The sequence below is a fragment of the Acinetobacter soli genome (assembly GCF_000760595.1).
Taxonomy (GTDB): Bacteria; Pseudomonadota; Gammaproteobacteria; order Pseudomonadales; family Moraxellaceae; genus Acinetobacter; species Acinetobacter soli.
Genome location: NZ_BBNM01000003.1, coordinates 299,079 through 325,807 on the forward strand (window position 1 = coordinate 299,079; position 26,729 = coordinate 325,807).

The following is a 26,729-nucleotide window of genomic DNA, read 5'->3' on the forward strand; positions in this document are numbered from 1 at the left end:
CAGTAACATACTATCTCAAGCACAAATCATACAAATCACTTCTTAATGTTGAAAGTTTTTCGTTTTTATCAAAAGGATAGACTCCATTCTTTGTTAAAAAAATATCATTAAACGATCCCATACCGCCATAATTTCTAAGGATATCAAATTTTACTTTCTCTAGATTTACCTCAATATTTTCTAGAAATCGATTAAATACTTTCGACCAATCGAATAATTGAAACTCATCAAATAATTTTATCAACTCAATAATGATAAATTTTATAGATTTAAGTTCATTGATTTTAAAGAACTCTCGCTAATTACTTTTACCCCAGGAATTTTCCACGGTTCAACGACAACAATCTGCTGTGTTCCTCCAAGATAGAAACCATTTTGTGTACCAACCTCGCCAGAATAAATTTTTGTACCCTTTGGAATTAATATACCATAAGTTGTATTTAATGAAGATTTAGCACCATTTTTCATTATATTTTCATTTAATCTTTATTCATCTTTTCCAAAAAAGTTAAAAACATTAGGATAAGAGACAAAATAAATCCAATTGATAAACATATAAAAATACCAAACTGAATGTTATCAAAATCAAGATATCCTAAATTAAAATAAATTTTAGTAGCTATTAATAGAAAAGCAACTAAGCCAGCAATAATACCTTTAATAAAACTAATTAAATAAGGATGATTCTTAGCCTCAAAATTTGCAATAAAAAAAGAAATAATAATCTCTATAAATGCGGTTAACATTATTTTCTCTCCTGTTGCTTTTGATTTTCATTTGAAGTTAAATTTTTAACAATCTTTCCACCAGCTTGGTTTAGTATTTGTTGATTTCCAAAAATAACTAGACCTCCCACATTTTTTAAATTAGTAGGAAGATTTAAGAAACCGACTTGTGTAACTCCTGCTGAGGAAGCCAATCCAGCACCATATAGTCCAGTTACAGCACTTGAAAAACCAATTCCTATATTTTGTTGATAATTGAATGAACAAGTTGGACAGGTCCAAATTTGGTTAGCAGCATCCATACCACTTCCTATAATTCCACTTTTAACAGCAACCTGACTAACTGGTGAGATAATTTGATAGGTTGCAGCTCCCTCAGCAACTAAATAGGGTGCTGTAGAAATAGCAGCTCCAGAAATAGTTATTTTTCGCAAATTACCTTGTTGCTTTAATGCATCTGCTTGATTTTTATCCTTAACAAAATTACTAATAGTTGTTGGAATCATCAACTCTAAAAGTCCATTCTCCTCCACCGCATTCTGCGCCACCTGCCCACTTTGTACTGTAGTTGCGACATTACCCGTCGTAGCGCCCAATGCTGTGCCTGCCAAACCAACAATAGAACTGATCGTAGATTTCTGCTCTGCTGTGAGGTCTTTGGCCTCTTTTCCATATAAGAAACTCGATAGTACTGGTGCCGCTGCCTCTGCTCCTCCTGCTGAAAGTCCCGCAGTCAACGCATTATTTCCACCAGCCACGGCAACTGCTGCGCCAAGTACCGTATGCGCTAGAATATGTGCCGCTTCTTGACCACTCGTCAGTTGCCCATTTGGATTATTATTCGCTTGTTCTTTGAAATATTGACCAATCTTATAACTTGCCGCTGGGCTGAGTGTCGCGGTTGCTATTCCTAGACCTGAACTTGTCGGAGCGGATAAGCCTGAGGTCACTGTATCGATCAGCAGGCCTAAGTTTTTGTAATTTTCCCGTTTGGCTTGATATTGTGCTTCTGTAATCTCACCCTTTTCATATTGTTCTTTGGCTGCATCCGATAAAGTATTAACTTCTTGTTTGGCTGCCTGTCTATTTTCGTCAAACCGCTTCGTCACTGCGATCTGTGTGCCGATCTCTTTTTGTACTTTGTCCTTGTCAAAGTTATTCGCAATTGCTCCGCTGTTCTCCTTCGCATTTTCTGTACTGGTTGTGGTGTAGATATCTGCTTTGACTTGTTCTACTGTTTTGCCTGTCAGTGCCTGCTGGGTAATGGTTTCTGTTATGGTGATATTTTGAGTATTAACACCACTCTTGGTCACGCTGCTGTCTTTGTCACTGTCTAATCCAAAGCCCACTGATTTGTTGACGCTATTGCTTGGTCGTCCTTCTTTATTTTTTCCACTTCCATCCCATCCACCTTTCACATTTACGCCGCCACTTACTCCTAGGCCTTTGGCATCGTATTCGGTCTGGTTGTGAATATCTGTATAGGTGAGCGTGCCTGTGCTTAAACTATTTTTATTCAAGGTTTCCGCAAGTGGGTTTGAGGTGATGATTGCGCCCTTTAAATCGGTATTGTTTTTCACATTGATCTGATAGCCGTCATCGCCTGCATATATCCCTGCCTGATCTTGTACCGAAGCATAGTTAGCATTGATATTGGTTTTATTCGCACTTCCTGACGCAGCTACTCCTGTTCCAATACCGACCGTAACTTGGCCTTCTATGTTTTGTTGTGTGCTGTTGTAGTTGGCTGTGTTTTGTAAACTTTCGATATTCAGTTCTTTAGCATCGACTTTTACGCCTTTGCCTTGCACCTGTCCACCAATGATGTTTGTGGTATTACCACTTTGAATAGTGGTCTGGCTGTCTTTGCTTCCTATTTGGCTGGTGAGATAGCTGGTTTCACTGCCACTACTTTTACCCTTGCCAACATTACCTCCTGCCGTCACGCCAGCCGCACCTCCTTGTGGCCCGTAACTTGCTGCGACGCCCACATTCCAGCCTTTACTCTGGTTTTTACTTTCTTCTGTGCGGGTTTGTTGCGCTGCTTGAATATTGACGTTGTTTTGCGCTATGAGCTGTGTGCCTTGTTGCCCGATAACGTCTGAGCCAATAATATTAATATTGGATTGATCCCCTGCGCCTGTCGCGTTCAGGTTCACTTTACCACCTGCATGGATCTGGCTGGCGCTGGCGTTGGTACTCTGAACTTGGGTTTGATCGGTATTCTTTTGTTCTCCGTAGGTAATGCTAGCACTGACCTGTGCAGCCTCTGCAAGATTGCCTGCACTGCTCGCCGCATCTTTCAGTTTGGATAGGGCTTGTCCTGCTTTATAGCTATCAAATGCACTATTGGCTGCTGCCATGGCATTCACACGATCATTCTTGCTCTGACCCACTTGCTTGGTCGACTCAACCGCACTTTGTACCGCAGTCACTACGGGTACATTCACCGCAATGGTCAGACCTTTCTGCTGCATCTCATGTTTGTATAGGCTGTCTTGTTGTTCTTTGGCCGCTTCTACATTGATTTGCTGTGCCTGTACATTTACATCACCTTTTTGCGATGAAACTGTACTGCCTGTTTGTTGATAGGTCTTACCTGCAATAATATTGGTATTGCCATTTAAGCTGCCCACCTGAGAGGCACTATTGGTAAGTTGTTGGCCGGTCTGTAAAGTGGTGTCTTGCTTTTTACCTAAACTAAAACCAATACCGCCTGTAGACATAAAACCTGATTTTTTAACAACACTATTGGTTTCACTGTTGTACTGGTTTTGTGCACCTTCAATCGTCACATTTTCTTTGGCTTGTATCTGGGTCAACTCATCAGACACTATATTGCTGCCACGGACATTGATATTTTCTGCATCCAATAGCACTTTTTTGCCTTCAACAATACTGCCCACCGCAATATCTGAACTACGATGGCTAAAGTCGCTGGTCGTAGAGCTGCTCAGTTTACCTTTCTTGGTAAAGCTTGACTGATCTTGTTGATCAAGTTTGTTTCGACCCTCTTCAATCTGGAGTTGCTCTTTAGCTTGTAACGCGGTTAGGCCTTCTGAACTACTGATTTGTGAACCATGAATCTGGATATTATTGCCTTGTAAGCTTAAATCGCCTTGGCTCTTAATTTGGCTGCCGACCTCAACTTGTCGTGTATCTAAATGATAAGCTTTTGAGCTACCCACCACATTGTTGGTCACTTGCGTATTCAGGCTACCGACTTTAAGGTCACCGCCTGTACGAATAATCGTTTGTCCACCGCTATTATTTTGGATATTTGCCGCCAATATACGAGTGTCACCCCCAACGTTCATCACTAAGCTTGGCTGATCATTCAACGCTTGCTGTTGTGCTGAACCGACGTAAAGACCCGCAATTCGATCTATTCCTGTCCAGCTATAGTTGCTCTGGCCTAATGCATTTTGGCTGCTCTGTGTGGTGGACTGAATATTCAGGTTACCTTTTACCTGCAAATTCATGGCTTGATCGGCCTGAATCATACCACCAATATTATTTAAATCTTTTTCTGTACCCAGACTAACTACGCCACCACGGATGTTTCCAGCAAGGTTGTTTAAATTCTGGCTATTAATTTGAATAACTTGTCGTCCTGCAATGGTTCCTGCATTGGTCAAATCTTTACTTAAATTGAGCTGAATACTATCGGCACTAATTAAAGTGCCATCGCCTTTTAAATCACCCACACGCGCTTTAACATACACCTGTGGCACTAAAGCTTTGGTTTTTGTACCATCTGGTAGGGTAGTTTCTTTTTCGACCAACCACACAATATCACTGCTTAACTGCGCCATTTGTTCTGGCGTGAGTGCAATACCGGGGCGTAAGTTGTACTGTTTTGCATAACTCAGCCCATTGTTCATGAGCGCTTTATACTGTTCCTCATCGGAAGCATATCCTTGTAAGAAACGGTAGCCAGTGAGTTGAGCAACTTGGTCCTGTACCATACGTTGTTCATAGTAACCATCACCTAATCTTTTTTGTTGAAGTGCTGGATCAAGCCCTAATGCATTCAACATATAATCTGAAGATAGCCAGTTGCGATAGTTACTAAACGCTGGGTCTGTTTCCACAAGGTACTGAGCACGGCTGTCTGGATTTTTACTATATAACGCATTATTTGGAACTTTAACGTTGGCATTGTTGGTACGAATTTCAAAACCACTGCCATCAATCTGTGCTGTTTGCCCCTCAACAGATGTCGCTTTTGTCTGATTGTTTTGAATTTGATCGACTGCGCTACTATTCAAGGCTTTATGATCGGTCGTGTTTGCCCCGACTACGCCTTCAAGCTGTGCCTGTCCTGTTTTCACTTCATTTGATTGAATACGATCAGATTGAGCTGTCGTTTGTTGAACTGCTGCGGTTTGATTCGTCTGTGTAGTTTGCTGATCAATCACATTGGCATTATGGTTTTGACTCAGCGCCTGTTCAGTCAAATTATCTTTGTTGACTTGCTGGGTTTGGTCTTGCACTTTAACAGGCGTCGCAGTGGTCGGATTTTCATAGATAAATAAATCTACCCCTTTGGTCACATCTGCTGGGTTATAAGCCTGTTCACCAGAAGCCCAGACACGATCGTGCCCCTTGCCGTCATAACTGCCCGAACTCGGCGTTACCGTTCCTTCTTCATGCGTAATTTTGGTGCCTTTGGCATCGACATTGTGAATTGCTTTGGCATCTCCAATCAGCTTTTGACCTACCATAATTTGGCTTTTGTCATTATTGATTGTGCCTGTGAAACTTAAATTGCCTCCAGCACTGATCACAGCAGGCGCTGACTCATCTGCTACCGTCGTCGTGGTCGTTTGAGTACTTTTCACATGTTCATAGTGGTCAGTACTGTAAAGTTGTCCGTTGTAAACCACATAACCTTTAAACATATTGCCAGCCGAACTGTCTCCACTGTTACTGACAATAAAGAAGCGGCCTTCTGGACGGCTTAAATAATCCTCCATCGTGGCATTATAGTATTGTGTTACGGTTGGGTCTGTGGCCTGTAACTTGCTAAACAGATCTGGATTCTGGCTATAAATTTCCTGCGTAATTAAGAACTGATAACCAGGGTTATACCTTCCGGCACGCGAATCTGAAATATACATATTCCAGTAATCAAGTTGCGCTGTAGTCTGCTGTTGTTTGGTTGTAAAAAAGACATTCTGGTTATTCACCGTATCAACATTCAAGTCGATATTGCCATTGGCATTAATCACAGAACTTCGGTTATTGACTTGCTGCGCAGTTCCTTGCGCATGCCACTGAGAGTCAAGCGAACCTCCTATACGCAAGTCTCCCATGGCAATAATTTGCGACCCACTTTGATGATTAAGGTTATTTTCCAGATTGTTTAAAACCTGTACCCCCAGATCCAGATCACCTCTTGAGGCAATGACTGGCGCTAAACCATTGAGGCTTTGGTTATTTAAAGTATTCGCCTGAATTGCAATATGGTCACCATAAATACGTCCAGCAATATTATTGAGTTGGCCTGCCTGAACATATGTATTTGCACCATTAATGAGTCCATAGTTATTGAGTACGCCTACAGCTTTAAGTTGAGTTTGCTGGCTTTCCAAACTGCCATCTACAGCGTTTTCAATTGTATTTGCTGAAATAGATAACTGTCCGTTGCTTTTGATCGCGCCATGATTGCTCACTTTACCTTTAGAGCGCAGGTTTAAATTTCCCTGTGCCTGCAACTGACCTTGAGCATCTTGTACATAATCATCATTGAGCTGAAGATTGAGCTGTCCCTGACTTAAGACCTTACCGTCGCCTGTTAAACCTTTGGCTAGAATATTTAAACCTGCAGTTGATGAGCCTTCTTCACCTGCAATAATCATCCCTTGCTGATTGTTTACAATTAGACGGTTATTGTCTTGCTGACCTTGTATTGTTAGTTGATCAAGACTACTAATTAAGCCTTTGGTATTATTTAAATTATCCGAAATATTTAAATTCAGTTGCTGCTCAGCAGAGATGCGCCCAGCACTATTATTTAAACTACTTGCAGCTATTTCTACTTGCCCTGCCTGAATACCGTAATTCTGGTCATTGTCTGAATTATCAATATTTTGACTCGCAATTTTGACTTGCTTTGCCGCACTAATCAGGCCCTGCTGACTATTATCGAGTTGGCTTCCAGCCATCAGGCCTGTATTGAGGCTAATGTTTTGATTCGCACTGATTTTGCCTTTCTGATTATTAATCGTACCTGCTTGTCCAACACTATCGATCAGTAAGTTTTGTCCACTGGCGAATAAGCCCGCATTACTGTTATTCACCTGAGGCGCTTGAATGGTTAATCCATTACCAGCAATAACCTGACCTTGTTCATTATTTAATTCTGAAGTTTGTAATAAGACTTGCCCTAAAGATTGAACACCTTGAGCCAACTCTGTCTGGGTGGAATTTGAATTAGTTTTACGGTTATCAATGAGTTGCACGGCGTTTATACCAAGATCACCCTGTGCAGTGATGAGACCTTGCTGATTGTTCAGACTATCGGTACTAATCTGTAAGGTATTCCCGCTGTTCATATGCCCATTTTGGTTATTCAGGCTCTGCTGGTGAGTATCAATCTGAATGTTGCTTTGGTCACCTTTAGTACTACTAATCAAGCCTTGCTGGCTATTATCAAGCCCCTGTACATCGAGTTTAATCGCTTGATTCGCCTGAATCTTACCACTTTGATTATTCAGTGCTTGCTGAGTCGTCTGGATCGATATGCCCGCATCGACCGACCCAATTTGACCCGCTTGGTTATTTAAGGCGGCACTTTGAATCATTAATTGTTGTTGTGCTGCGATTAATCCCGCTTGGTTACTTAAGGTGTTTTGGCTATTTAGCTGAGCATTTTTTGCAGCAAGAATTTGTCCCTGATCATTCAAAATATCTTGTGCATTTAGATTGAGATCACCACTCGAATGAATATTTCCAGACTGGTTATCGAGTTGTGATGCTGTATTGAGATTAAGACCTGCTGTACCTGCGGTGACAATACTGCCCGCATTGTTTTTTAACGCACCAGCCTGAATTTCAAGATTATGATTGGTCTGAATCTTGCCATTACTATTATTTAGAAGATTTTTAACAATGAATTGATTAACAATATTGTCTGGTGTTCCAGCCTCAACAATTTGACCCGCTTGATTGCTAAGCTGCTGTGTATTGATGTTAAAGCCATTGAAGCTAAGTAGCGTTCCAGCGTCATTGTTTAACCCGGAACTTTTGGTTTGCAAACGACCAGCAGTTTTGATATTGCCCTGATTATTATTGAGCGTATTGGCAATTGCGAGTATTAGTTGGCTGTCTGCTGTGCCAGACTGGATCAGACCATTCTGGTTATTTAAATGATTGGCATTGATCTGTAGTTTTTGGCCTAGACTGTCAATTTGCCCGTTTTGATTATTTAAATCACCTGTCAACGAAATTTGAGTATCATCTAAACCTGTTTGCTGGATATGTCCTGACTGGTTATTTAAGTCTTTAGCATTAATTTGAACTTTATTTGCCTTTAAGTTGGCGTGTTGGGTATCTAGCGTATCTGGAGTGGTTAAATTAAGTTGCTCTGCGGCCTGAATCGAACTCTGTTGAGCGCTCAATTGACCAGATTTACTGCCAAGCGAAATATTTTTTGCTTGAACAAGGCTTTGATTTAACACATGGCTCGCGGCCTGACTCTTCAAATCACCGCCCGCGATGAGTTGCCCCTGCGCATTTATAGCACCTGTAGCATCGATGCCAAGATTACCCTGATTTGCTAATGCGCCCTCTGATGTTAAACCAGCAATCATGCTCCCTGCAGAAGTCTGGGTCAGTGTAGCCGTCTGTATATTTAAGTTATTTTGAGCAGCGACCTGTCCAGCATTGTTAAGATTTTGAGCAACTTTGAGTTGTTGATTTTGGCCAGCGTAAATCAGACCACTATTGTCTAATCGCCCAGTCTGCACATCTATATTTTGTGCTGCCTGAATAATACCAGCCGACTTAGCTTGCTCAACACGACCATTATTGAGTTCATTATTAATATTGAGTGATACATCACCCGTTTTAGCCGCAATGACTCCTGAACGATTATCTAAGTTTGATGCAGAGAGCTTAATCTCCTTCGCTTGTATCTGCCCTGACTGGTTATTAATTAACTGATCTGTTTTAAGCTCAAGCGCATTCGAACTAACGATACTACCCTGTTGGTTGCTTAATCCCTTTCCAGCTTTTAGTGTAAGCTGGCCTTCACTCACAATATTACCCAGATCATTTTGAATATCATTTTGGCTGACAATATTGAGCTGAACAGGTTGTGAAGATGAATCATTTTGAGTGACCAGAATGGTTCCGTTTTGGTTATTCAGCGAACCTGCTTGAATGTCTAAGTTGTGATGACTTTGTAATACACTGCCTTGATGTTGATAGTCACTATTTACACGAATTGAACTTTGGCCATTTGCAGCACTCAACAGCATTTCACCATTACGGTCAGTCAATTGGTTGGCTTGAATATTGGCTTGAGTAGCAGACACTTTTGATTGATCTAATCGTGCTTGATTGGTCGTAAGTTTGAGTGCGCCGTTCGTTCTCAATTCAGCCTTTTGCGCCTGAATATTTTGTATATCCATAGTTAAGCCGGCTTGGCCAGAATGCAAAATCACACCAGAGTCACTATTGAGTCCCTGTGATTGAATATTGAACTGATTTGCATTGGTGAGAATACGGCCTTGCTGGTTATTAATAATTCCCTGAACAGTTAAATTCAGGTCATCTGTTGCGGTGTGCTGAATCAAACCCTGTTGGTTATTAATGTCTTTCCCAATGTTCAGATTCAGTTTTTTCGCAAGAATCTGACCGCTTTGGTTAATTAAACTTTGCTCGTTTTGTACTGCAATGAATTGAATAGCATCAGCCTGCAATACACCCGACTGGTTATTTATATCTCCATCACGCGCTGTAATCGTAATATTTTGAGCTGCTGCCGAGCCTTGCGATACATCTACATTTGCTCCATCTAAATCAATATTACGGCTTGCCAGTAATTTGCCGTGATGCTCAAGTGACTGTTCTGTTTTAATCTTTAAATCGGCTTGAGCATTTGGATCTTGCTCACCTTGAGCATTGATACCGACCGCGACCACACTTTTTTCGTCACCAACAAGACTCTGACTCGCTAAATCAATATTTCCATAGGCAGAAAGAATACCTCCTTGCTGCGTCATAACACCGGTATTGTTAATTTTTAACTGTTGATCAGCACGAATATAGCCCTGATTGGCAAGTTGCTGGCTGTCAATTTGCAGATTTTCATGACTCGATAACGTACCATTGACTGCATTATTTAAAGATCCAGTTTGAATTTTTAAACTTTGATCAGCATAAATCGTTCCAGCGCCGTTATTTAAAGTCTGATCTTGGTTTTGAATCGTAATATTTTTTGCAGAAATTTCACCTTGGTCGTTATCTAAACCTACAAGTGAACTATCCAAGTTATTGTTAGTGACTATTTTTCCTTTCTGGTTATTTAAATGACCTGAAAGACTCAATTTTAATAATTGTCCAGCCTCCAGATCACCCCCACTGTTATTTAGGCTCAATCCCTGTAAATAAAGTTCAGACGAACTCGCGATCTGCCCTGCTTGATTGAGAATATTTCCACTTGAGATCAGACGAATATTATTCAAGGCATTCATTTTACCGCCCTGATTATCAACCGACTGGCTATTCACATCTAAAGATGTGAGTGATTGTAGTAATCCTTGCTGATTACTAAAACTACTGGTCTGAATCTCTGCCTGCTTAACGGTCAATTGCCCCTGATCATTGTTAAAGCGCTCGCCCTGTATTTTCACATGACCCAAATTGAGCTGACCGCCTTGGTTATCTAACCCATTTTGGCTCTCGACATCTACACCGCCATTGGCAATGATGGTTCCTTGATCATTATTCAGTTGGTCTTTAACATGAATATAACCTTGGTCATACGTTTTTGGCGTGGTGTCTATTGGGGTAGCAACTTCCAAACTTCCCCCATCTTGTGCAGGATTTGATGGAGCGGTCTCTGATCCTGTTCCACCTGTCGACCCGCCCGTACCGCTGCCTGTCGTGTTCTTAGCAATGCCGATTTTACCGCCAAGGTTGGTCATTGAACCTGACTTCAAATCCAGCCCTTGCATACCTGTTTGTTCGATAGATCCACTATTTTTTAAACTGGTCGCATCTATCACAACGCGAGCAGCGTTCAATGTGCCGCTATTATTTAAACGATTCTGTTGATTCAGATGCAACTCATCGGCACTACTGATTAAACCAGCATTGTCTAGATTTTGACTCTCAACAGAAATTTGTGATGTGGCACTACTCACGTTACCCGTATTTTGAACATTTTGAGCTTTCAGCTGTACCTGATCTTTATTCGCAATCACATTGCCTGTGTTGACCAAATCACCGTTGGCATTGAGGCTCAGCATACCTTGAGTGCTATTGATCGTGCCGGCGTTACGTACACCCAAGCCTTGCTCGGTTCCCACCAGAAAGATTTTCCCAGCATACATTCCGCCCAATTGGCCTACATCTAAAGCAAAGTTGGATATCGGTGCACTTGTAGCACCCGTCGTTGCAGTAATTTGAGGCGCTACTTGGTCTTTGACTTGAATATCATTTTGACCTAACACCGTGTTCAGCTCATTGGCATATAGGCATGCATTGACTTTTAAAGCACGTGTATAGATATCGGTAAACGGGGTTAGACTTCCATTTAAACCTTTACCGTCAATCGTCACTTGCCCCTCGCGAACACGGAACGATTCCAGATAACCCTGATTCATCACCGCCTGCCCTGTGGTCAGGGTAAAACGATCTGCATTAATCACACCACAGCCATCACAGACCAAACCAGACGGATTGGCAATGACCACTTGCGCCTGTTTTCCGGCAACTTCGATATAGCCTTTGAGTTGACTCGGATTACTCGAGTTGACTTCATTTAAAATGACTTTTGCTTCACCTTTTGCAAGCCAAGGATTGCCCTGTACCCAGCCACCGATTTGAGTTTGGGTGTTATTTCGTGAGTTATTTAAAATGGCGCCTTCTTGCCCTACATCAAACTGAGTATAAGTATTGCGTGACACACCACCGGCACTCGGCGTCTGGATATTCACCTGCGTGGTACCATTGGCACTGTTTAAGATGGTGGCTTGCTGCGACGTCGGTGCGCCTTTATCGGCAATAATTTGCGTATCTGCCACCGTACTCATGGGTAGGCTGATCACCAAAGCCCCCAAACACCCGATCACGGCAAAGTTAAGCGGATTGAGTTTTTTATAATGAATCGGCGAAACCGTGACTGCCACCGTATCTGCCGACGTTGAGGCGGAAGTTTGCCCAGCCTGTTTGGTTTGACTTTTGACAATTTCGGCCACGGCAATAAATAGACCACGGGCCTGACTAAAAATAACGCGGTAGCAATTCTTATTCATTTGTTTTACTCAATCTTCATTTCTATAAAAACACATGCACACCATTGGACGGTCGCTTTGATCGTCTAATGCTCAATAGCTCCAGTTCACACTAAAGCCCGTGGTGTAATGGTCTGTTCTAAAGTTATCTGGTTTTTTCAAGGGAGCGCCCACAAAGACGTCGTAACTCATGCGCAGTGGCGCGATCTGGCCACGTAAACCCACGACACTGCCCAGCAAGCTTGTACCTGGCAATGGATTCGGCTGATACGCTGTGCGTCCACCCACTTCACCGTAGTCAATACCGGCATACCAGTAATGCGGTTGACTTAAAATCGAACCGCTCAATTCATTTCTCACCAAAAAGCCGTTATCGGCCAGTAGGGTTTGTTCGCCATCAAAGCCACGTACGGTATAACGGTTACCAATCGAGAAACGGTCTTGTGGGGTTAAAGGTTTGTTACTTCGTTGCATACGCCATTCGGCGGTATATTGCAGATTCTGCGCGCCCACTTTAAATGGTACTTGCAAGCTGGCATTGGCCTGTAAAACTCCTACACGGGTATATGCTTCATCAAATGCTTCTTCGGGTGCACGCATGGCTCCCAGCCAGCCTGTGCCTCGTTTATAGGTCAGATTGGTTGCTAAAGTCGCATTAGAAAAATATTCAACATGATCCAGCATGGCTTTCCAGCCTGCAGTTTTTCGGCGTTGCACTTCAACTTCAACATCTTCAATATAATTTCGAGACTGACGCGACCAGCCTCCCACCCCGAGTGAGGTTTTTCTGTGCGCATCCCGATAGATCACACGAGAGAGATCGACACCCACCAATTCACTTTCGCCGCTATATTGATAGCTCTGGCTCGCACCTGCCACGGTCTGGTTATAATCCGATTTGCTGTAGCTACTGGTGAGCAACCAATAATCGAACGGGATGGTGTAACTCATATACACGCCATCGCTGCCGTGTTTTCCAGAACCTCCCCCCAAATCATGGTTGTAACTGACATAAAATAAGTCATTGAGTGTCAGTAAATGATCGAGCGATACGGTGGCCGTTCCCAGATAACGTCCAGTTGATTTAGCGCCTGAGTCATCAAGGCTTAAATTGATGCGGTAAGGTTTCGATTGCTGCCATGCAAGCATGACATCGCTATAACCCGGTGTATCGTTATTTTCGGCAGGTTGAATTTTAAAATCTGCTTCAACTGTTGGTACACGTTTAAAGTTTTCTAGGCCTTGTTCTAGATCACGTATATTGAGCACATCACCCGATTTAATCGGAAGCGCATTGATTTTGTGCGCGCGTACCGAGGTGCCTTGAGCAAACTTGACCTGATCGATTCGCCCAGGGATGACCACCATGCGAAGCTGACCTGAGGCAATATTTTGTGCAGGCAATAAAACCCGTGTCGTAACATAGCCATCTGCAATGATCCGGTTTTGCACCAGATTCAACACTTGATTTAAGCCTTGTACACCAAGGCATCTGCCGATGACATTATTTTGCCCATGCGTCACGTCTTTAAGTGTGTACTGAAATTGCTGAGCACCATCCCCCTCAAGCAAAATCGACTGAATGGCAAAGCACGGCGTTTCAGAATGTGATTGTAGGAACTGACGTTGATTCGCCGTGAGCGCGGGAGCGTTTTGCCCCAAATTAACGTTGACCGACGGCTGAATCTGTTTTTGTAAGGCCTCATCACGCTGTTGCTGCAAAATCTGATAGTTTGCCGCATCAATCTGCTGCTGCGGATTCGGTTCAGCAGCCATTGCTGCGCTATACGTACCCGTTAAAGCTAAGGCCAATACTGTTTTTTTTAAAGATATTTGAAGCTGAGCATTCATATTTTTCATTATTGTAAAATAAAAGTGAGAACCAGTTAACAAAATAATAGCAAGCTTTACATTTTTGTAAATATTTTTTAGACAGATTTGTCTTTATGATTTAAAAAAAAATAATAAAAGACCCAAATGATGAATTTGGGACTGGTTGTCATTGTTTCACTTTCTTAGATACTTATTATTTCCAAATTTTCATTTACAGTTTAATAGCGCATTAAAATGTATAACGATAATTGATCAGTAAGCGATGCTGATCCCAATCTTTTCGGGTCATTCCATTAATTTTTTCGCCTAACGCAGCATGCTCAAATTTGGAATCATAATGCAGATATGAATAACGAAAATCCAGATTCTTTATCCAAGGTACACTGTAGCTAAAGCCAATATCGTAATAACGTTCCTGACCTTCAATCTCGCTGCTGATGTTGCTCTGGTGCGCACCAAATCCATAAGCGTATTTAAATTCAGTCTTGAGGCCCTGAATCACATCCGACCAGTTATATCTAAAGCGAAGCGCAACCGCCGTCTCGTCATTGTTGGTAAAATCTGGCCCTATAGCAGAAGACGTCGGAAAAGGATTGGTTCCGTGATCCTGAGTCAGTCCCCCTGTACGATCTGAATGCGTCGAAAAGTTATCTTCAATCCAGAAACCATCAAATTTTGAGATTGCTGCACCTAGTTCGAAACGCTTGATCATCCAGTTAATATCAAAAAAATAGCCGTTCCCACGATTAGATATCTGTTGTCCTTTTATACAATCCAGATCCGCTTCTGCTGCGCACTTAAACAAATTTCCATCATCTCTTGAAAAGAATGCACCGCCTGTCAATAACCATGTACTGGACGCAAACGGCAATTTATATTGAACCATTGTGCCGTACTTTTCTAAATAATCCTTACTCTTTAAGTATTCGGTATTTAGCGTCCATTGCTGCGTTTGATATTTCGCACCCATCAAAGCCACATAAGGAATATGTTCGTTGTTATCTGTGACTAACTTTTCAAAGCTGTCCATACTACGTGGCTTCCAGCGGTCATAGTAGGACAGATAAGTATTGAGCTCGGGATTCAGCTTAAATTGAGCACTAACGCCTGAAAATGTATCGGGTACAGTTCGGGTATTGGTACTTTTTAATAATAGTGAATCTTGCAGCTGAGGACCGATTTTAATCTCGCTCCCCTCGCCCAATTTGGCTTTAACATAGAGCTGCCCCAAAACTGCAAAATTCTGTGCCAGTTTGCCATTATTTTCAACTTCAAGCAGCTGCGGCGTAGGTTTACCCGTATCAAACAGTTTCGATACCGCATATACAGAACCATCTATTCCCAACCAGTCATGCCAATATACCGAACGGTAATTTAGTTCCATCCCTAGCGCACTTTGCTCATAGCGGCTGGTCGTCGGGTTGGGATTGAGTAATGTTGGATGTGCAACGCCTTGATCATTCCAGTAACGGGTATTGAGTTTAAGTTCGAGTTGGCCATAGTTCTGAGGTATATCTGCATGGCAAAATGCAGTGTATTCCAAGCCAAATACGCTTAATAATAAGCCCTTATTCATTTTAAATATCCTTTTTTAAGCATGAATAAAAACACTGCCTAACCTTTCAGCTAGGCAATTTTTAGATATGTCATATAAAGTTAAGGAGAGAGTTTCTCTAAGACTTGGCCCTTGGTTTCGATGGCAAACCAGAACGTCACCAATCCACCAATTAGTGCCACGATTGCCAGTACGCTAAATACATACTGAATGCCATAGCCTCCAACAATTAATCCAACAATTACTGGCCCAATTGCAGATCCTGCACGTAACCAAGCGGTACTAAAGCCGATTCCCATCGCACGTAAACGTGTCGGATACAGCTCAGCAGCATAGAGATATAGAGAAAATGAGATGGTTTGTAAAATTGCATAACTGAGCGTAGCGAGTACCACAACCTGTATCGCAGATGTTGCGCCAAGCACAGACAGGCTCATTAAAGGAATAATCGCCAAAAAGAAAGCAGCACTATACCAAGGGCGGCGGCCCACTTTATCAATCATGAGCGCACAAATGATCGAAGCAATCACCCCGACTCCCGAGGTAATCCAGCCATAACCAAGGCTGGTCTGCAATGGTAAGCCAAAATGCTGTTTATATAGTGAAGGTAACCAGGTCACCATAGCGTTATTCACCATATATACGCAAAACCACATTCCCCACAAAGTGAAGGTACGTTTACGGTAGATTCCCTGAAATAGCTCACGCCAGTTGGTTTTCGCCATTGCCTGTGGATTGATGTCTTTCACGACAGGTTCAGGAAGTGCCTTACCTTGTTTTAACGCCCCCTGTTCGAAAATTTTCACAACCTTATCGGCTTCAGTAAAACGTCCCTTCGAGGCGAGCCAGCGTGGTGATTCAGGTAAGAAAAAACGTAATGGAATAACCAATAAAGATGGAACCAGCCCGACAATAAACATGACTTTCCAACCATAGATCGGCATCAGAAAATATGCAGCCATTCCTGCAAACATCAGTCCCATCGGAAAGAGCACTTCATAAAGCAAGAAAAATTTGCCACGTTTTTCTGCTCCAATAAACTCATTGATATAAGCACTCGCGACAGGAACCTCACCACCTGTACCTACACCTTGTAAAAACCTAAAAACCAGTAACGATAATCCGCTCCATGCAAATAAACATGCAATATCCATCATCACAAACAACATGATGGTAAAAAACAAGACCCGTAGCCGCCCAACTTTTTCAGCCAAAGAACCAAAAAAAATGGCACCTATGAGTTGGCCAACATAACCCGCTGCAATGATGGCACCCACGTAGGCTGGAGTTAAATGCCATTCTGTAATCAGCTGGGGTAAAGCAAAGGCAATTGCAAGTACGGTATAGGCATCAAAAAAAGTGGCTATTCCAATGGTGATTCGCATGAATTGCAATCGTTTAGTGACGGGTAGTCGCTCTAATCGTGCAATGATGTGTGCATTTTGTTGATGATGACGAATTGATTCTACATCCGCTAGATTGGTCATCTCCGTTCTCCTTATCAACTACATTCCTCGTAGTTTTGTTGTTTTATACCTAAACCGTTTGACTAAAAATCGCACGCATATTTTCTTGTTATTTTTAAATGACATGCCCGATTTTTGCCTCAGGCAGAGTAACCTAAAAAAAGGCTAGCGCATAGGCTAGCCTTTTTTCTTCAAGCGACTGCTTGAGCGAGATTGACCTTTCCAATACCAGCTTGGCGCATCGCTTCATGAATCTCCTGCTCTGCCCCTTCTGCCAGTGGAAGTAAAGGCGAACGAACAGTTGCATGATCTAGAATCCCGCGTGCAACCAAAGCATGTTTGAGTGCGACGGTGCCTTCCATATGCGATCCGCGGTGGTAAACATTACGTGTGACAGGAAGCAGCTGATCGTGCAATGCTCGTGCTTTCTCGTAATCTTTGGCTTTGCCTGCCTTGATCATTTCAATCAATAGCTCTGGAGCAATATTGCCATAGCCGACCAAAGCGCCATCTACATCAAACATGGTATGTAGAAGATATTCATCGTGGCAGGTCAATACCTGTAAATCAGGACGCTCACGGCGAATAATCGGAATTTCGACATCCCAACGACGCATGTTTCGTACACCATTTTTCATGGCAAATACGCCAGGCTGTGCAGAAATATCGAGTAAGGTATCTAAATCATAAGTGGCTTTAGTGGCATCTGGATATTGAAATAAAATTGAAGGTAAGCCACTCTCTTCATAAATTGCTTTATAACGATCTTGTGGAGCACCTTTTTGATATCCAAAACGTAGCCAGCCATGCGAAGGATAAATGAGTCCTGCCGATGCACCTGCACTGACTGCACGCTTTGCTTCTTCTGCCGCAACAGACGTACCTTCAAGCGTGATCCCTGCAATTACAGGAATTCGATCATCGACAGATTTGACAAAGCTTTCAATCACCTGCATCTGCTCTTTTTGTGAAAGAAATGTACCTTCACCTGCGTGGCCTAAAACCACTAGGCCTTTTACGCCATCGATACTACCTAACCAAGAACCTAAGCGCTGAATCGCGTCGTGATCTACCGCACCATCGCGTGTGAATGGTGTTACTGGTGCTGGGGTAAGTCCACGTAAATCTAAGCTCATAACCGTACTTCCTATACTATGTGATTTATCATTCTCATTCGCCCTTAAGCAGGGTTCATTTTTGATTTCAGAGAACATAAATGGAGTATAGAAAGAGTTCAGATATAGAGGAATTACTATTTCTTGCATTTCAGTTATACTGTTTTTGTATACCTTTTTTAAAAAGATTCAGGATTGATCGATGAATTACGCGTTATGGAAAACCTTTTTAGATGCAGTTGAATTAGGAAGCTTAAGTAAAGTCGCAACGCTACAAAATACCAATCAGCCGCAAATTAGCCGACAAATCAATGAACTTGAAGCCGTATGTGGAGGCCGGCTATTTAACCGGACAGGTCGAGGTGTCGAACTGACTGATTTGGGTCAGCATTTATTGCCCAAAATCTATGCATGGATCAATGTAACCGACCAGTTTAATAATGAGATTTTACACTCAACCGATACGCCTGTTGGCACAGTCAGGATTGCCAGCTTACCTTCTACCGCGCACCCATTACTCACCACGCTCTATAAAGTACTTCAGCAAAAATATCCGCGTATTAAGTTATCGGTTCGCGAGGGGCAAGGCGTACATTTGGAAAAATGGCTTGAAGAAGGTAATGTCGATCTCGCTCTACTGTATCGGTTTAGTCCAACCCCTAAACATGGTGATATTTATCTGGCCGAAGCGGATACCTATCTGGTCAGTTGCGCAAATGACCCTCTCACCCAAGCTAAAGAGATCGAGTTTAAAGCCATTGAGCATCTTCCTCTGGTTACCTTTTGCCGGCCAAGTAACTGGCGTAATTTTCTTGATCATATGGCTTATGAACACGGGCTAAATCTAAATATTGTATTTGAAGCAGATTCAATTAGCCTGCAGACACATCTGGTTGCTGAAAATGGGCTTTATAGCTTGTTGGGTCCTCAAGCATTAATCAAGGCATCTCAATATACGGCAGTGAACGCCGCAAAAATCGTAAATCCTGAGTTGAAACGTTATATTTCGCTATCGGTTTCAAAGCATGGTTATCTTACACCTGCCTGTAAAGCGGTGATGGAGGAGATCAAGCGTATCGCAGATCTTCTGTAAGTTTGCCTTAAAGCTTTTGAAGTTCGAGTAGTTTAATCGTGATCACGCTTTTTCATTTCATAAACTAACATGTGCAACAGCGTATTAGCAGCATTGCCCAATTGCCTGCCTAATCGAGTAATAATATGCGATTTTGTTTGCGCAAATGTCGGATGGTGCAACGGAAGTGCGATGAGATCAGGATATAAATGTGCGTGATGTTCGATGGTGAATTTCGGTAAAAGGGTAATTCCGCCATTTATCGCATAAGCTTTTAAAGTAGATAGATTGTTGCACTCCAAAGTTGGGGTTAACACGACACCTGTGAGATTTTCCACCTGAGAAATAATTTGTCGAATTCCGTGTGAAACATCCGTTAAGGCAAGTCGATATTGATTCAGTTGACTCAATTCAATTGGACTTATTTGTGCAAGCGGATGCTCTTTATGAAGAATAATAGACAACGGATGATCCATTGCTAAGTGACTACGAATTTTGGGATCTCTTGCCGGATTAAACACCAATCCTAGATGTGCCTCATCTTCCGTTACTTTTCGAATCACCTCGTTACTGCTACAAATCGATAAATGCAACTTAATCTCGGGAAATTGTGAAGAAAACTCACTGAGTAAGCCCGCAACATCGTCAATATATCCTTCACCCATTGCAATAAAGATGTGTCCCTTTTGCAATCCCTGTAAAGATTGAAGATTTTCTAATAGCAATTCCTGCTGAATTAAGTAGGCTTTGTAATATTTGAGAACTTCTTCGCCAGCTTCAGTGGCTTTTATCCCACGTCGATGTCGTTCAATTAATGTCACCGCAAGTTCTTGCTCAAGTTGGCTGATCTGTCGACTCACCGCAGAAGGTGCAACATCCAGCGCATCCGCAGCAGCACGGACACTCCCTTTATTCACCGCTTCAAAGAAAAATTTAATACGGTTTTCGTGCACATAGCTCATTCTTTTAACCTAACTTGTGTGTTGCGTTAAAAGCAACAAACTTTAAGAATCGTTGTTATTGATAACCAATTTGTCTGATATCTATACTCGTATTCGTAAATCTTGTAAAGCATATTTGACCGTTATAAAAGCTTAAACAGACCAAACCAATCGTGACTTGGTCAACATCTCAAACGCTTCTAAATACGCTTTGGCTTTGCACAGATCTTGATTTAAACCATCTTTAGCGCATTGAGCGTTACGAGTATCAAATATGAAAGTAGGTGTATTAGGGTTAGGTAATATGGGAGCGGGTATGGCCGCCACACTCGTTTCAAAAGATTTTGAGGTTTACGGATTTGACTTATCAACACAAGCAATTATCGAAGCGCAAAAGCATGGTGTACAGCCAGTAAAAAATTTAAAAGAACTTCTGGATCATATTGAGATTCTAATTATTTCATTACCCAAAGCTGAACATGTTGAAGCAGTTATTTTCGGTGAAAACGGTGTACTAACACGGGGTCACGCTGGCTTAATTATCGTCGATACAACCACCTCGACACCAGAAACGAGTCGCAAAGTTGCCGCAGCGCTTGCAGAAAAACAAATGTATTTTGCTGATACACCTGTATCTGGTGGGCCAAAAGGTGCTGCAACTGGCACGATGAGTATGGTGATTGGTGCAGAAGATGACGTCATGCATAAAATCAAACCTGTGCTGGAAGCAATGAGTACAACACAAGTGCATGTAGGTGGAGTTGGCGCAGGAAATATTACCAAAATTGCCAATAATCTTTTGGCAGCAGCACATTTAATTACCACCGCAGAGGCCATGAGCCTTGCTGTTCATTGCGGAATAGACCCAGAAAAACTGTTAGCGGGCATTAATGCAGGTTCAGGCCGAAGCGCAGCAAGCCAAGCCATGTTTCCACAGTGGGTACTCAATAAAGCCTATAACTCTGGATTTAGTATGGGGCTCATGCGCAAAGATGTAGGACTGGCCCAAGATATGGCTGATGCGCTTGAACTCGACTTACCTGTATCTAAAAAAATCGTGGCTTTGTGGCGTGAAGGCAGTAAGCCACAGCTCTCCGACACAGAGGATTTTACAGCGATTGTAAAACATACCGATCTCGAATTTTTTGGATAAGGACAAAGAACATCATGTTTCAAGAATTAAAAAATATTATCAAGTCTTACTTAGGTACAGAACAACTCGGAAGCTGGATTAATGGTGAACTCGTCATTGGAAAAGGCGAACTCATTGAAATGCATTCAGCACATGACAATCAGGTTACGTTTAGCTATCCAGATGCAGATGCGTCGATTGTTGCCTTAGCAAGTGATGCGGCAAAACAGGCACAAAAACAATGGTGGAAACTGACTGCTAAAGACCGTGGTCGAATCATGTACATGATAGGTGCCGAGATTAGAAAAGAAATTGATGGTTTAACACACATTGAATGTGTCACCTCAAATAAACCTTACAACGACGCACGCGGTGATGTGGTTCGTGTGGCAGAAATGTTTGAATACTATGCAGGTTGGGTTGATAAATTTCATGGTGAAGTTATTCCGGTACCGACCAGCCATTTGAACTATGTGCGTTATGAAGCCATGGGTACCATCATGCAGATTACCCCGTGGAATGCTCCCATGAATACGTGTGGCTGGCAGGTTGCTCCTGCCCTTGCTGCAGGCAATGCCGTCATTTTAAAACCATCCGAATTAACCCCGATTAGTTCGCTGGTTGTCGGCATTTTAATTGAGCGTGCAGGTGCACCTAAAGGTCTGGTCAATGTTATTTTGGGTTATGGCCACACAATTGGCCAAGAACTGATTGCCAAAGCAGATATTCGAAAAATTTGTTTTGTCGGTTCACCTGCAACGGGTAGTCATATTGCGATGGCAGCAGCAAAACGTTGTTTACCATGTGTCTTAGAGTTAGGTGGAAAATCTGCCAATATTGTCTTTGAAGATACCCATTGGGATCATGCCGTCAAAGGTGCAATCTCCGCAATTTTTGGTGGCGCAGGTCAGAGCTGTGTATCTGGGTCACGTCTTTTGGTCCAAGAAAGTATTTACGAAAAATTTGTATCTGATGTTGCCAAGGCAGCTCAAAAAATTCGTGTTGGTCATCCTGAAAGTAAAGATACAGAAGTGGGCCCAATCAACAATATCAAACAATATACCCATGTTTGTAATATGCTAGAAAAGGCAGCACAAGAAGGTGCAGAAGTAGTGGGCGATGTGATTTCAGTGCCTAAGACAGATGGCTTCTATATCAACCCAACGGTGCTTAAAGGCCATAATGACATGTATGTCGCGCGTGAAGAAATCTTTGGTCCAGTGGTCATTGCTATTCCATTTAAAGATGAAGAAGATGCTATCCGCATTGCCAATGACAGTCGTTTCGGTTTGGCAGGTGCAGTCTGGACCAATAATGTGGCACGCGCACATCGTGTAGCAGCGCAAATCAATGCGGGTACATTCTGGATTAATGGCTATAAAACCATTCATGTCAGTTCACCATTTGGGGGTTACGGTGACAGCGGTTATGGCCGATCTTCAGGAATTGATGTACTTCGAGAGTATAGTGAAGTAAAAAGTGTTTGGGTCGAAACATCTGATTCCCCCACTTTTAGTTTTAATTATGGTGCTGGAGAGGGATAAGCTATGAACATTTCTAAAGTCTTTATTGATGAAGTCATTACTTGGCGTCAACAATTCCATCGCTTCCCTGAAATCGGATTTCAGGAAATTCAAACTTCAAAACGTATCGCTGATTTGTTACGCTCGTTTGGCTTGGATGTGCTAGAAGGCATTGCTGGCACAGGTGTGGTGGCAACTTTAGAAAATGGCTCTGGCCCAGTAATTGGACTTCGTGCCGATATGGATGCTCTTCCCTTTACCGAGCTGGCAGATATTCCGCATAAGTCATGTCATCACGGTACCATGCATGCCTGTGGTCATGATGGACATACTGCAATACTTTTAGGGGCGGCCAAATACCTAAGTGAACACCGAAATTTTCATGGAAAAGTGCATTTCGTATTTCAGCCTGCCGAAGAAGGTTTAGGCGGTGCAACCAAAATGCTTGAAGAAGGTTTGTTAGATCAGTTTCCAATGTCTGCTATTTATGGTTTACATAACTGGCCAGGACTCCCTGCTGGCCATATTGCCGTCAATCCTGGCGCAATGATGGCATCTATGGATACCTTTGAAATCCAGCTTGAAGGTAAAAGCTGTCATGCTGCTATGCCGGAATTAGGGTTTGATCCAATTGTGGCAGCTGCCCAGCTCATTCTGTCGATTCAGACCATTAGCTCTAGACGATTGGCTGCTCAAGATTCTGCTGTACTCAGTATTACTCAAATTCAGGGAGGTGAAGCAATCAATATCATCCCTGAATATGTCACGATCAAAGGTACCTTTCGTTGTTTAGACCCTCAAGTTCGTCAACAGGTGAAACAACTCCTTCAAGATCAGGTTGAGGCGCTCCCTCCTGTACACGGCGTAAAAGGAAGTATCCAATTTTTTTCTGGTTATCCAGTGACAATGAATCATACAGATGCAGCCATCACCATTCGCGATGTCGCCCAAAAACTATTTGGAGATTCTAAAGTTCACTGGAATGTCAAACCTTCTATGGCATCAGAAGATTTTTCATATTTTTTAGAAAAATGTTCTGGTGCATATTTTTGGCTAGGCGTCGATGGAGTAGAACCATCCAAACCACTGCATAATGCTTATTATGATTTTAATGACAATGTCATTGAAACGGGTATAAAATTTTGGATCGGTTTGGTTGAAACCACCTTATCAAAATAATCATCAAAATAAATATTTAAAAAATCTCTTATAGCCTCTATAAGAGATTTTTTATTTCCATTAGTAAATTTAAAATGCACTTTTATTATGCAAATTTATTTTAATTTTAAAAAATATTTTGAAAACCTTATGTTCTAATTTAAGCAACAAAATTTTATGTTTTTAGCGCTCAACCATCCATCCAAAAATTCATAACAAGTTATTGAAAAATAAATAATTAAACATGAAATTTAGTGTTTTTATTTTGATGCACATCATTTGAGCATTGTATACATATTGCGTATTATAAAAACAGGAAATCATGGCATATATTTTGCAATTTTATTAATAAATAAATTATGCCCACTAAAAGGAAGAAGTAAAATGCGAGATAATGTTTTTAATATGAAAACCAACGCAAGAAATATAAATTATGGATACGGATATATAATATTATCTGCATTTCTCATCATTTGTATTGCCGAATCTATTGGTACAATTAATATCCCTTTAGGCTCCGGAAAAATTGCCTTACTTCCGATGGTATGGGCTCTGATTTTAGGTTGTACATTTGGCTTACTGAGTCAAAAACAATGGATGCCACTTAAAATAGATAAGCCTTTACAGATTAAAAGTGCACATATTCTTTACCCTGCACTGCTTGTTTTTATCGCCAAACAAGGGCTGATTGTAGGCTCATCGATTCCACTGATTATTCAATCGGGTTGGGCATTATTGTTTCAAGAGCTCGGGCATTTTGTCGGTACTATTTTATTTGCAATGCCAATTGCCTTGCTACTAGGTATCAAACGCGAATCAATTGGTGCAACATTTTCTGTCGGACGCGAACCTAGTCTAGCCATCATTACCGAAAAATATGGATTAAATTCTGCCGAAGGCCGTGGTGTTTTAGCTGAATACATAACGGGAACATTAATTGGTGCTTTATTTATTGCAATCGTTGCCGGTTTTATCGCGAGCTTGAATGTTTTTCATCCATTATCTTTAGCTATGGCCTCAGGTATTGGCTCTGGTAGTATGATGGCTGCAGCAGCGGGTGCTATTTCTGCTCAAGTCGATCCGGCTACGGCTGAACAAGTGATAGCTTTGGCTGCCGCTTCTAATTTATTAACCACAACACTTGGCACCTACTTTACTTTATTTATTTCACTCCCGTTGGCCATTTATGCTTATAAGATACTCGAACCAGTTTTAGGGCGTTTTTCTAAAAGAAATCAAGTAGAACAGCATGACAATGAGTTTCTTTATAGCACCGTAAAAGAATCTGAAGAGGAAAAAACCAAGTTAAGTTTAGCTGAAAAAGCCTTCACTTGGATTGCACTTATTGCATTAGCGACAACAGCAAATACCATTTTAACTGGAAAATTTAGCGCTACCGTGATCATTGCGGGTGTTATTTTAGTTTTAATCTCAATATTGGGAGATCTGATCTACCATCTTACTGGCAAGAAAGTTCCAACGGTTTGCTATGTATCGATTATCGCGATGTATATGGCTTCTCCATGGTTTCCTTGGCATGAAACAGTTACAGGAATTGTGGGTGAGATTCATATATTATCTGTAATTACCCCTATGCTGGCATTTGCAGGCCTTTCAATTGCAAAAGATATTCCTGCTTTTAGAAAACTGGGCTGGCGTATCGTGGTCGTTTCTTTATGCGCAAATTTTGGAACTTTTATTGCAGCGGCGTTTGTGGCTGAATTTTTTCACTAAAAATTGAATGAGTTATCCGATTTTTAAAAACATTAAAACAAAATAAAAAAAGCCCCGAATGATGAATTCAGGGCTTTTTCGAATTTTGGTGGAGATGGCGGGAGTTGAACAATAATAATAAGTATTTGAATTTATAATAACTTTATCACCGTATAACTTACTTGTATAACCCACGTATAACAATTAGTTTTGATTAAATATGATTAACAACAGAATATTTTTCGTTCAATTCCTACTTTAGGAGTTAAACTCAGAATCAACTAAATCTATTTTACACAACTCCAAGTTTGCTGTGTAAATTTAAAAGAGGTGCATATGTGTGCCAATTATGAACCAATAAAACGCTCTCAAGCCATACAACTGGGCTTACTTGAGCCCACATTTGAATATAAAGCCGATATTTTTCCAAGTTACGCTGGTCCTATAGTCTTTTCTAAACGCGGAAACGTGGAATGGAGATTGGCTCGATTCGGATTAGTGGCACCATGGATCGAGGATTTAAAGAAAGCCAGAAATACATACAATGCCCGTACAGAAACAGTTGCTGTTAAGCCAAGTTTTCGTAATGCTTGGAAAAAGAATCAGTTTTGTTTAATACCGGCACAAACCATCTTTGAACCGAAATACATTGATAACAAGCCTCATTGGTATGGAATCTATCGCAAAGACCACATGCCGTTTACGATCGCTGGAATATATGAATATGCTGTGGTGAATGGAGAAGAAGTGAGATCAATGTCTATGTTAACGATCAACTCGGACCATCACCCTTTCATGAAGCAGTTTCACGCACCTACTGACGAAAAGCGATCTGTAATCATTATTCCGCCGGATCTTAGAGAGTCATGGCTAAACTGTGATCATGAAGATGCCAAAGAATTCTTTTTCGATATGCCTATCGATGAATTCGATGCAATGCCTAAATCTGATATGAAGAATTTCCGACCAAATGAACTTTAAATGACGTCAATCTATGACTTGTTCTTGTTTCTTAATAGTTTTTAAAA

The 26,729-nt window shown here is 41.7% G+C and carries 15 protein-coding genes; 6 read left to right on the plus strand and 9 right to left on the minus strand.

What is annotated here, in order from left to right; translation table 11 throughout:
- Positions 1-10: 10 nt before the first annotated feature.
- From Aso01_RS16145 to Aso01_RS05870, 8 genes are all read right to left on the minus strand, one after another.
- Positions 11-244 carry a DUF6966 domain-containing protein gene (locus Aso01_RS16145; protein WP_039909860.1) on the minus strand — a complete coding sequence of 78 codons (234 nt, stop codon included), beginning with the start codon at positions 242-244 and terminating at the stop codon, positions 11-13.
- Positions 245-261: 17 nt separating this feature from the next.
- A complete protein-coding gene (locus tag Aso01_RS05840) occupies positions 262-468 on the minus strand; it encodes a hypothetical protein (protein ID WP_004935726.1) in 207 nt (68 codons plus the stop codon).
- A gap of 11 nt (positions 469-479) precedes the next feature.
- Positions 480-746 (minus strand): hypothetical protein, encoded by a 267-nt coding sequence (locus tag Aso01_RS05845; protein WP_004935723.1) that lies wholly within the window; start codon positions 744-746, stop codon positions 480-482.
- A complete protein-coding gene (locus tag Aso01_RS05850) occupies positions 746-12,214 on the minus strand; it encodes a two-partner secretion domain-containing protein (protein ID WP_255210186.1) in 11,469 nt (3,822 codons plus the stop codon). Before Aso01_RS05850 ends, Aso01_RS05845 begins: the two co-directional genes overlap by 1 nt.
- A gap of 72 nt (positions 12,215-12,286) precedes the next feature.
- Complete coding sequence (locus tag Aso01_RS05855; RefSeq protein ID WP_039909859.1) at positions 12,287-14,053, minus strand: ShlB/FhaC/HecB family hemolysin secretion/activation protein; 1,767 nt, start codon at positions 14,051-14,053, stop codon at positions 12,287-12,289.
- Between the two features lie 202 nt (positions 14,054-14,255).
- Positions 14,256-15,602 carry an OprD family outer membrane porin gene (locus Aso01_RS05860; RefSeq protein ID WP_004935714.1) on the minus strand — a complete coding sequence of 449 codons (1,347 nt, stop codon included), beginning with the start codon at positions 15,600-15,602 and terminating at the stop codon, positions 14,256-14,258.
- 80 nt (positions 15,603-15,682) lie between these two features.
- Positions 15,683-17,068, minus strand: coding sequence for an MFS transporter (locus Aso01_RS05865; protein WP_004935711.1), 1,386 nt, complete (start codon positions 17,066-17,068; stop codon positions 15,683-15,685).
- A gap of 170 nt (positions 17,069-17,238) precedes the next feature.
- Positions 17,239-18,183: a dihydrodipicolinate synthase family protein gene (locus Aso01_RS05870; RefSeq protein ID WP_004935709.1), complete on the minus strand. Its 945-nt coding sequence runs from the start codon at positions 18,181-18,183 to the stop codon at positions 17,239-17,241.
- 181 nt (positions 18,184-18,364) lie between these two features.
- On the opposite strand from Aso01_RS05870, the gene Aso01_RS05875 reads away from it, so the two are divergent.
- Complete coding sequence (locus tag Aso01_RS05875; RefSeq protein ID WP_004935706.1) at positions 18,365-19,255, plus strand: LysR family transcriptional regulator; 891 nt, start codon at positions 18,365-18,367, stop codon at positions 19,253-19,255.
- A gap of 32 nt (positions 19,256-19,287) precedes the next feature.
- On the opposite strand, the gene Aso01_RS05880 is transcribed toward Aso01_RS05875, so the two are convergent.
- Positions 19,288-20,196, minus strand: a complete 909-nt coding sequence (locus tag Aso01_RS05880; RefSeq protein ID WP_004935703.1) for a LysR family transcriptional regulator — start codon at positions 20,194-20,196, stop codon at positions 19,288-19,290.
- A gap of 253 nt (positions 20,197-20,449) precedes the next feature.
- Here Aso01_RS05880 and Aso01_RS05885 point away from each other — a divergent pair, with 253 nt between their 5' ends.
- From Aso01_RS05885 to Aso01_RS05905, 5 genes are all read left to right on the plus strand, one after another.
- A complete protein-coding gene (locus tag Aso01_RS05885) occupies positions 20,450-21,328 on the plus strand; it encodes an NAD(P)-dependent oxidoreductase (RefSeq protein WP_004935700.1) in 879 nt (292 codons plus the stop codon).
- Between the two features lie 14 nt (positions 21,329-21,342).
- Positions 21,343-22,851: an aldehyde dehydrogenase family protein gene (locus Aso01_RS05890; RefSeq protein ID WP_004935698.1), complete on the plus strand. Its 1,509-nt coding sequence runs from the start codon at positions 21,343-21,345 to the stop codon at positions 22,849-22,851.
- Between the two features lie 3 nt (positions 22,852-22,854).
- Positions 22,855-24,009, plus strand: a complete 1,155-nt coding sequence (locus Aso01_RS05895) for a M20 aminoacylase family protein (RefSeq protein WP_004935694.1) — start codon at positions 22,855-22,857, stop codon at positions 24,007-24,009.
- Between the two features lie 363 nt (positions 24,010-24,372).
- A complete protein-coding gene (locus tag Aso01_RS05900) occupies positions 24,373-25,722 on the plus strand; it encodes a DUF3100 domain-containing protein (RefSeq protein WP_004935691.1) in 1,350 nt (449 codons plus the stop codon).
- 315 nt (positions 25,723-26,037) lie between these two features.
- A complete protein-coding gene (locus Aso01_RS05905) occupies positions 26,038-26,682 on the plus strand; it encodes an SOS response-associated peptidase (protein ID WP_004935688.1) in 645 nt (214 codons plus the stop codon).
- Positions 26,683-26,729: the final 47 nt, after the last annotated feature.

Bases quoted from the DNA above. Each gene is read 5' to 3' on its own strand.
- Aso01_RS05840 (WP_004935726.1), bottom strand. From the start codon at position 468: ATGAAAAATGGTGCTAAATCTTCATTAAATACAACTTATGGTATATTA.
- Aso01_RS05845 (WP_004935723.1), bottom strand. From the start codon at position 746: ATGTTAACCGCATTTATAGAGATTATTATTTCTTTTTTTATTGCAAAT.
- Aso01_RS05850 (WP_255210186.1), bottom strand. From the start codon at position 12,214: ATGAATAAGAATTGCTACCGCGTTATTTTTAGTCAGGCCCGTGGTCTA.
- Aso01_RS05855 (WP_039909859.1), bottom strand. From the start codon at position 14,053: ATGAAAAATATGAATGCTCAGCTTCAAATATCTTTAAAAAAAACAGTA.
- Aso01_RS05860 (WP_004935714.1), bottom strand. From the start codon at position 15,602: ATGAATAAGGGCTTATTATTAAGCGTATTTGGCTTGGAATACACTGCA.
- Aso01_RS05865 (WP_004935711.1), bottom strand. From the start codon at position 17,068: ATGACCAATCTAGCGGATGTAGAATCAATTCGTCATCATCAACAAAAT.
- Aso01_RS05870 (WP_004935709.1), bottom strand. From the start codon at position 18,183: ATGAGCTTAGATTTACGTGGACTTACCCCAGCACCAGTAACACCATTC.
- Aso01_RS05875 (WP_004935706.1), top strand. From the start codon at position 18,365: ATGAATTACGCGTTATGGAAAACCTTTTTAGATGCAGTTGAATTAGGA.
- Aso01_RS05880 (WP_004935703.1), bottom strand. From the start codon at position 20,196: ATGAGCTATGTGCACGAAAACCGTATTAAATTTTTCTTTGAAGCGGTG.
- Aso01_RS05885 (WP_004935700.1), top strand. From the start codon at position 20,450: ATGAAAGTAGGTGTATTAGGGTTAGGTAATATGGGAGCGGGTATGGCC.
- Aso01_RS05890 (WP_004935698.1), top strand. From the start codon at position 21,343: ATGTTTCAAGAATTAAAAAATATTATCAAGTCTTACTTAGGTACAGAA.
- Aso01_RS05895 (WP_004935694.1), top strand. From the start codon at position 22,855: ATGAACATTTCTAAAGTCTTTATTGATGAAGTCATTACTTGGCGTCAA.
- Aso01_RS05900 (WP_004935691.1), top strand. From the start codon at position 24,373: ATGCGAGATAATGTTTTTAATATGAAAACCAACGCAAGAAATATAAAT.
- Aso01_RS05905 (WP_004935688.1), top strand. From the start codon at position 26,038: ATGTGTGCCAATTATGAACCAATAAAACGCTCTCAAGCCATACAACTG.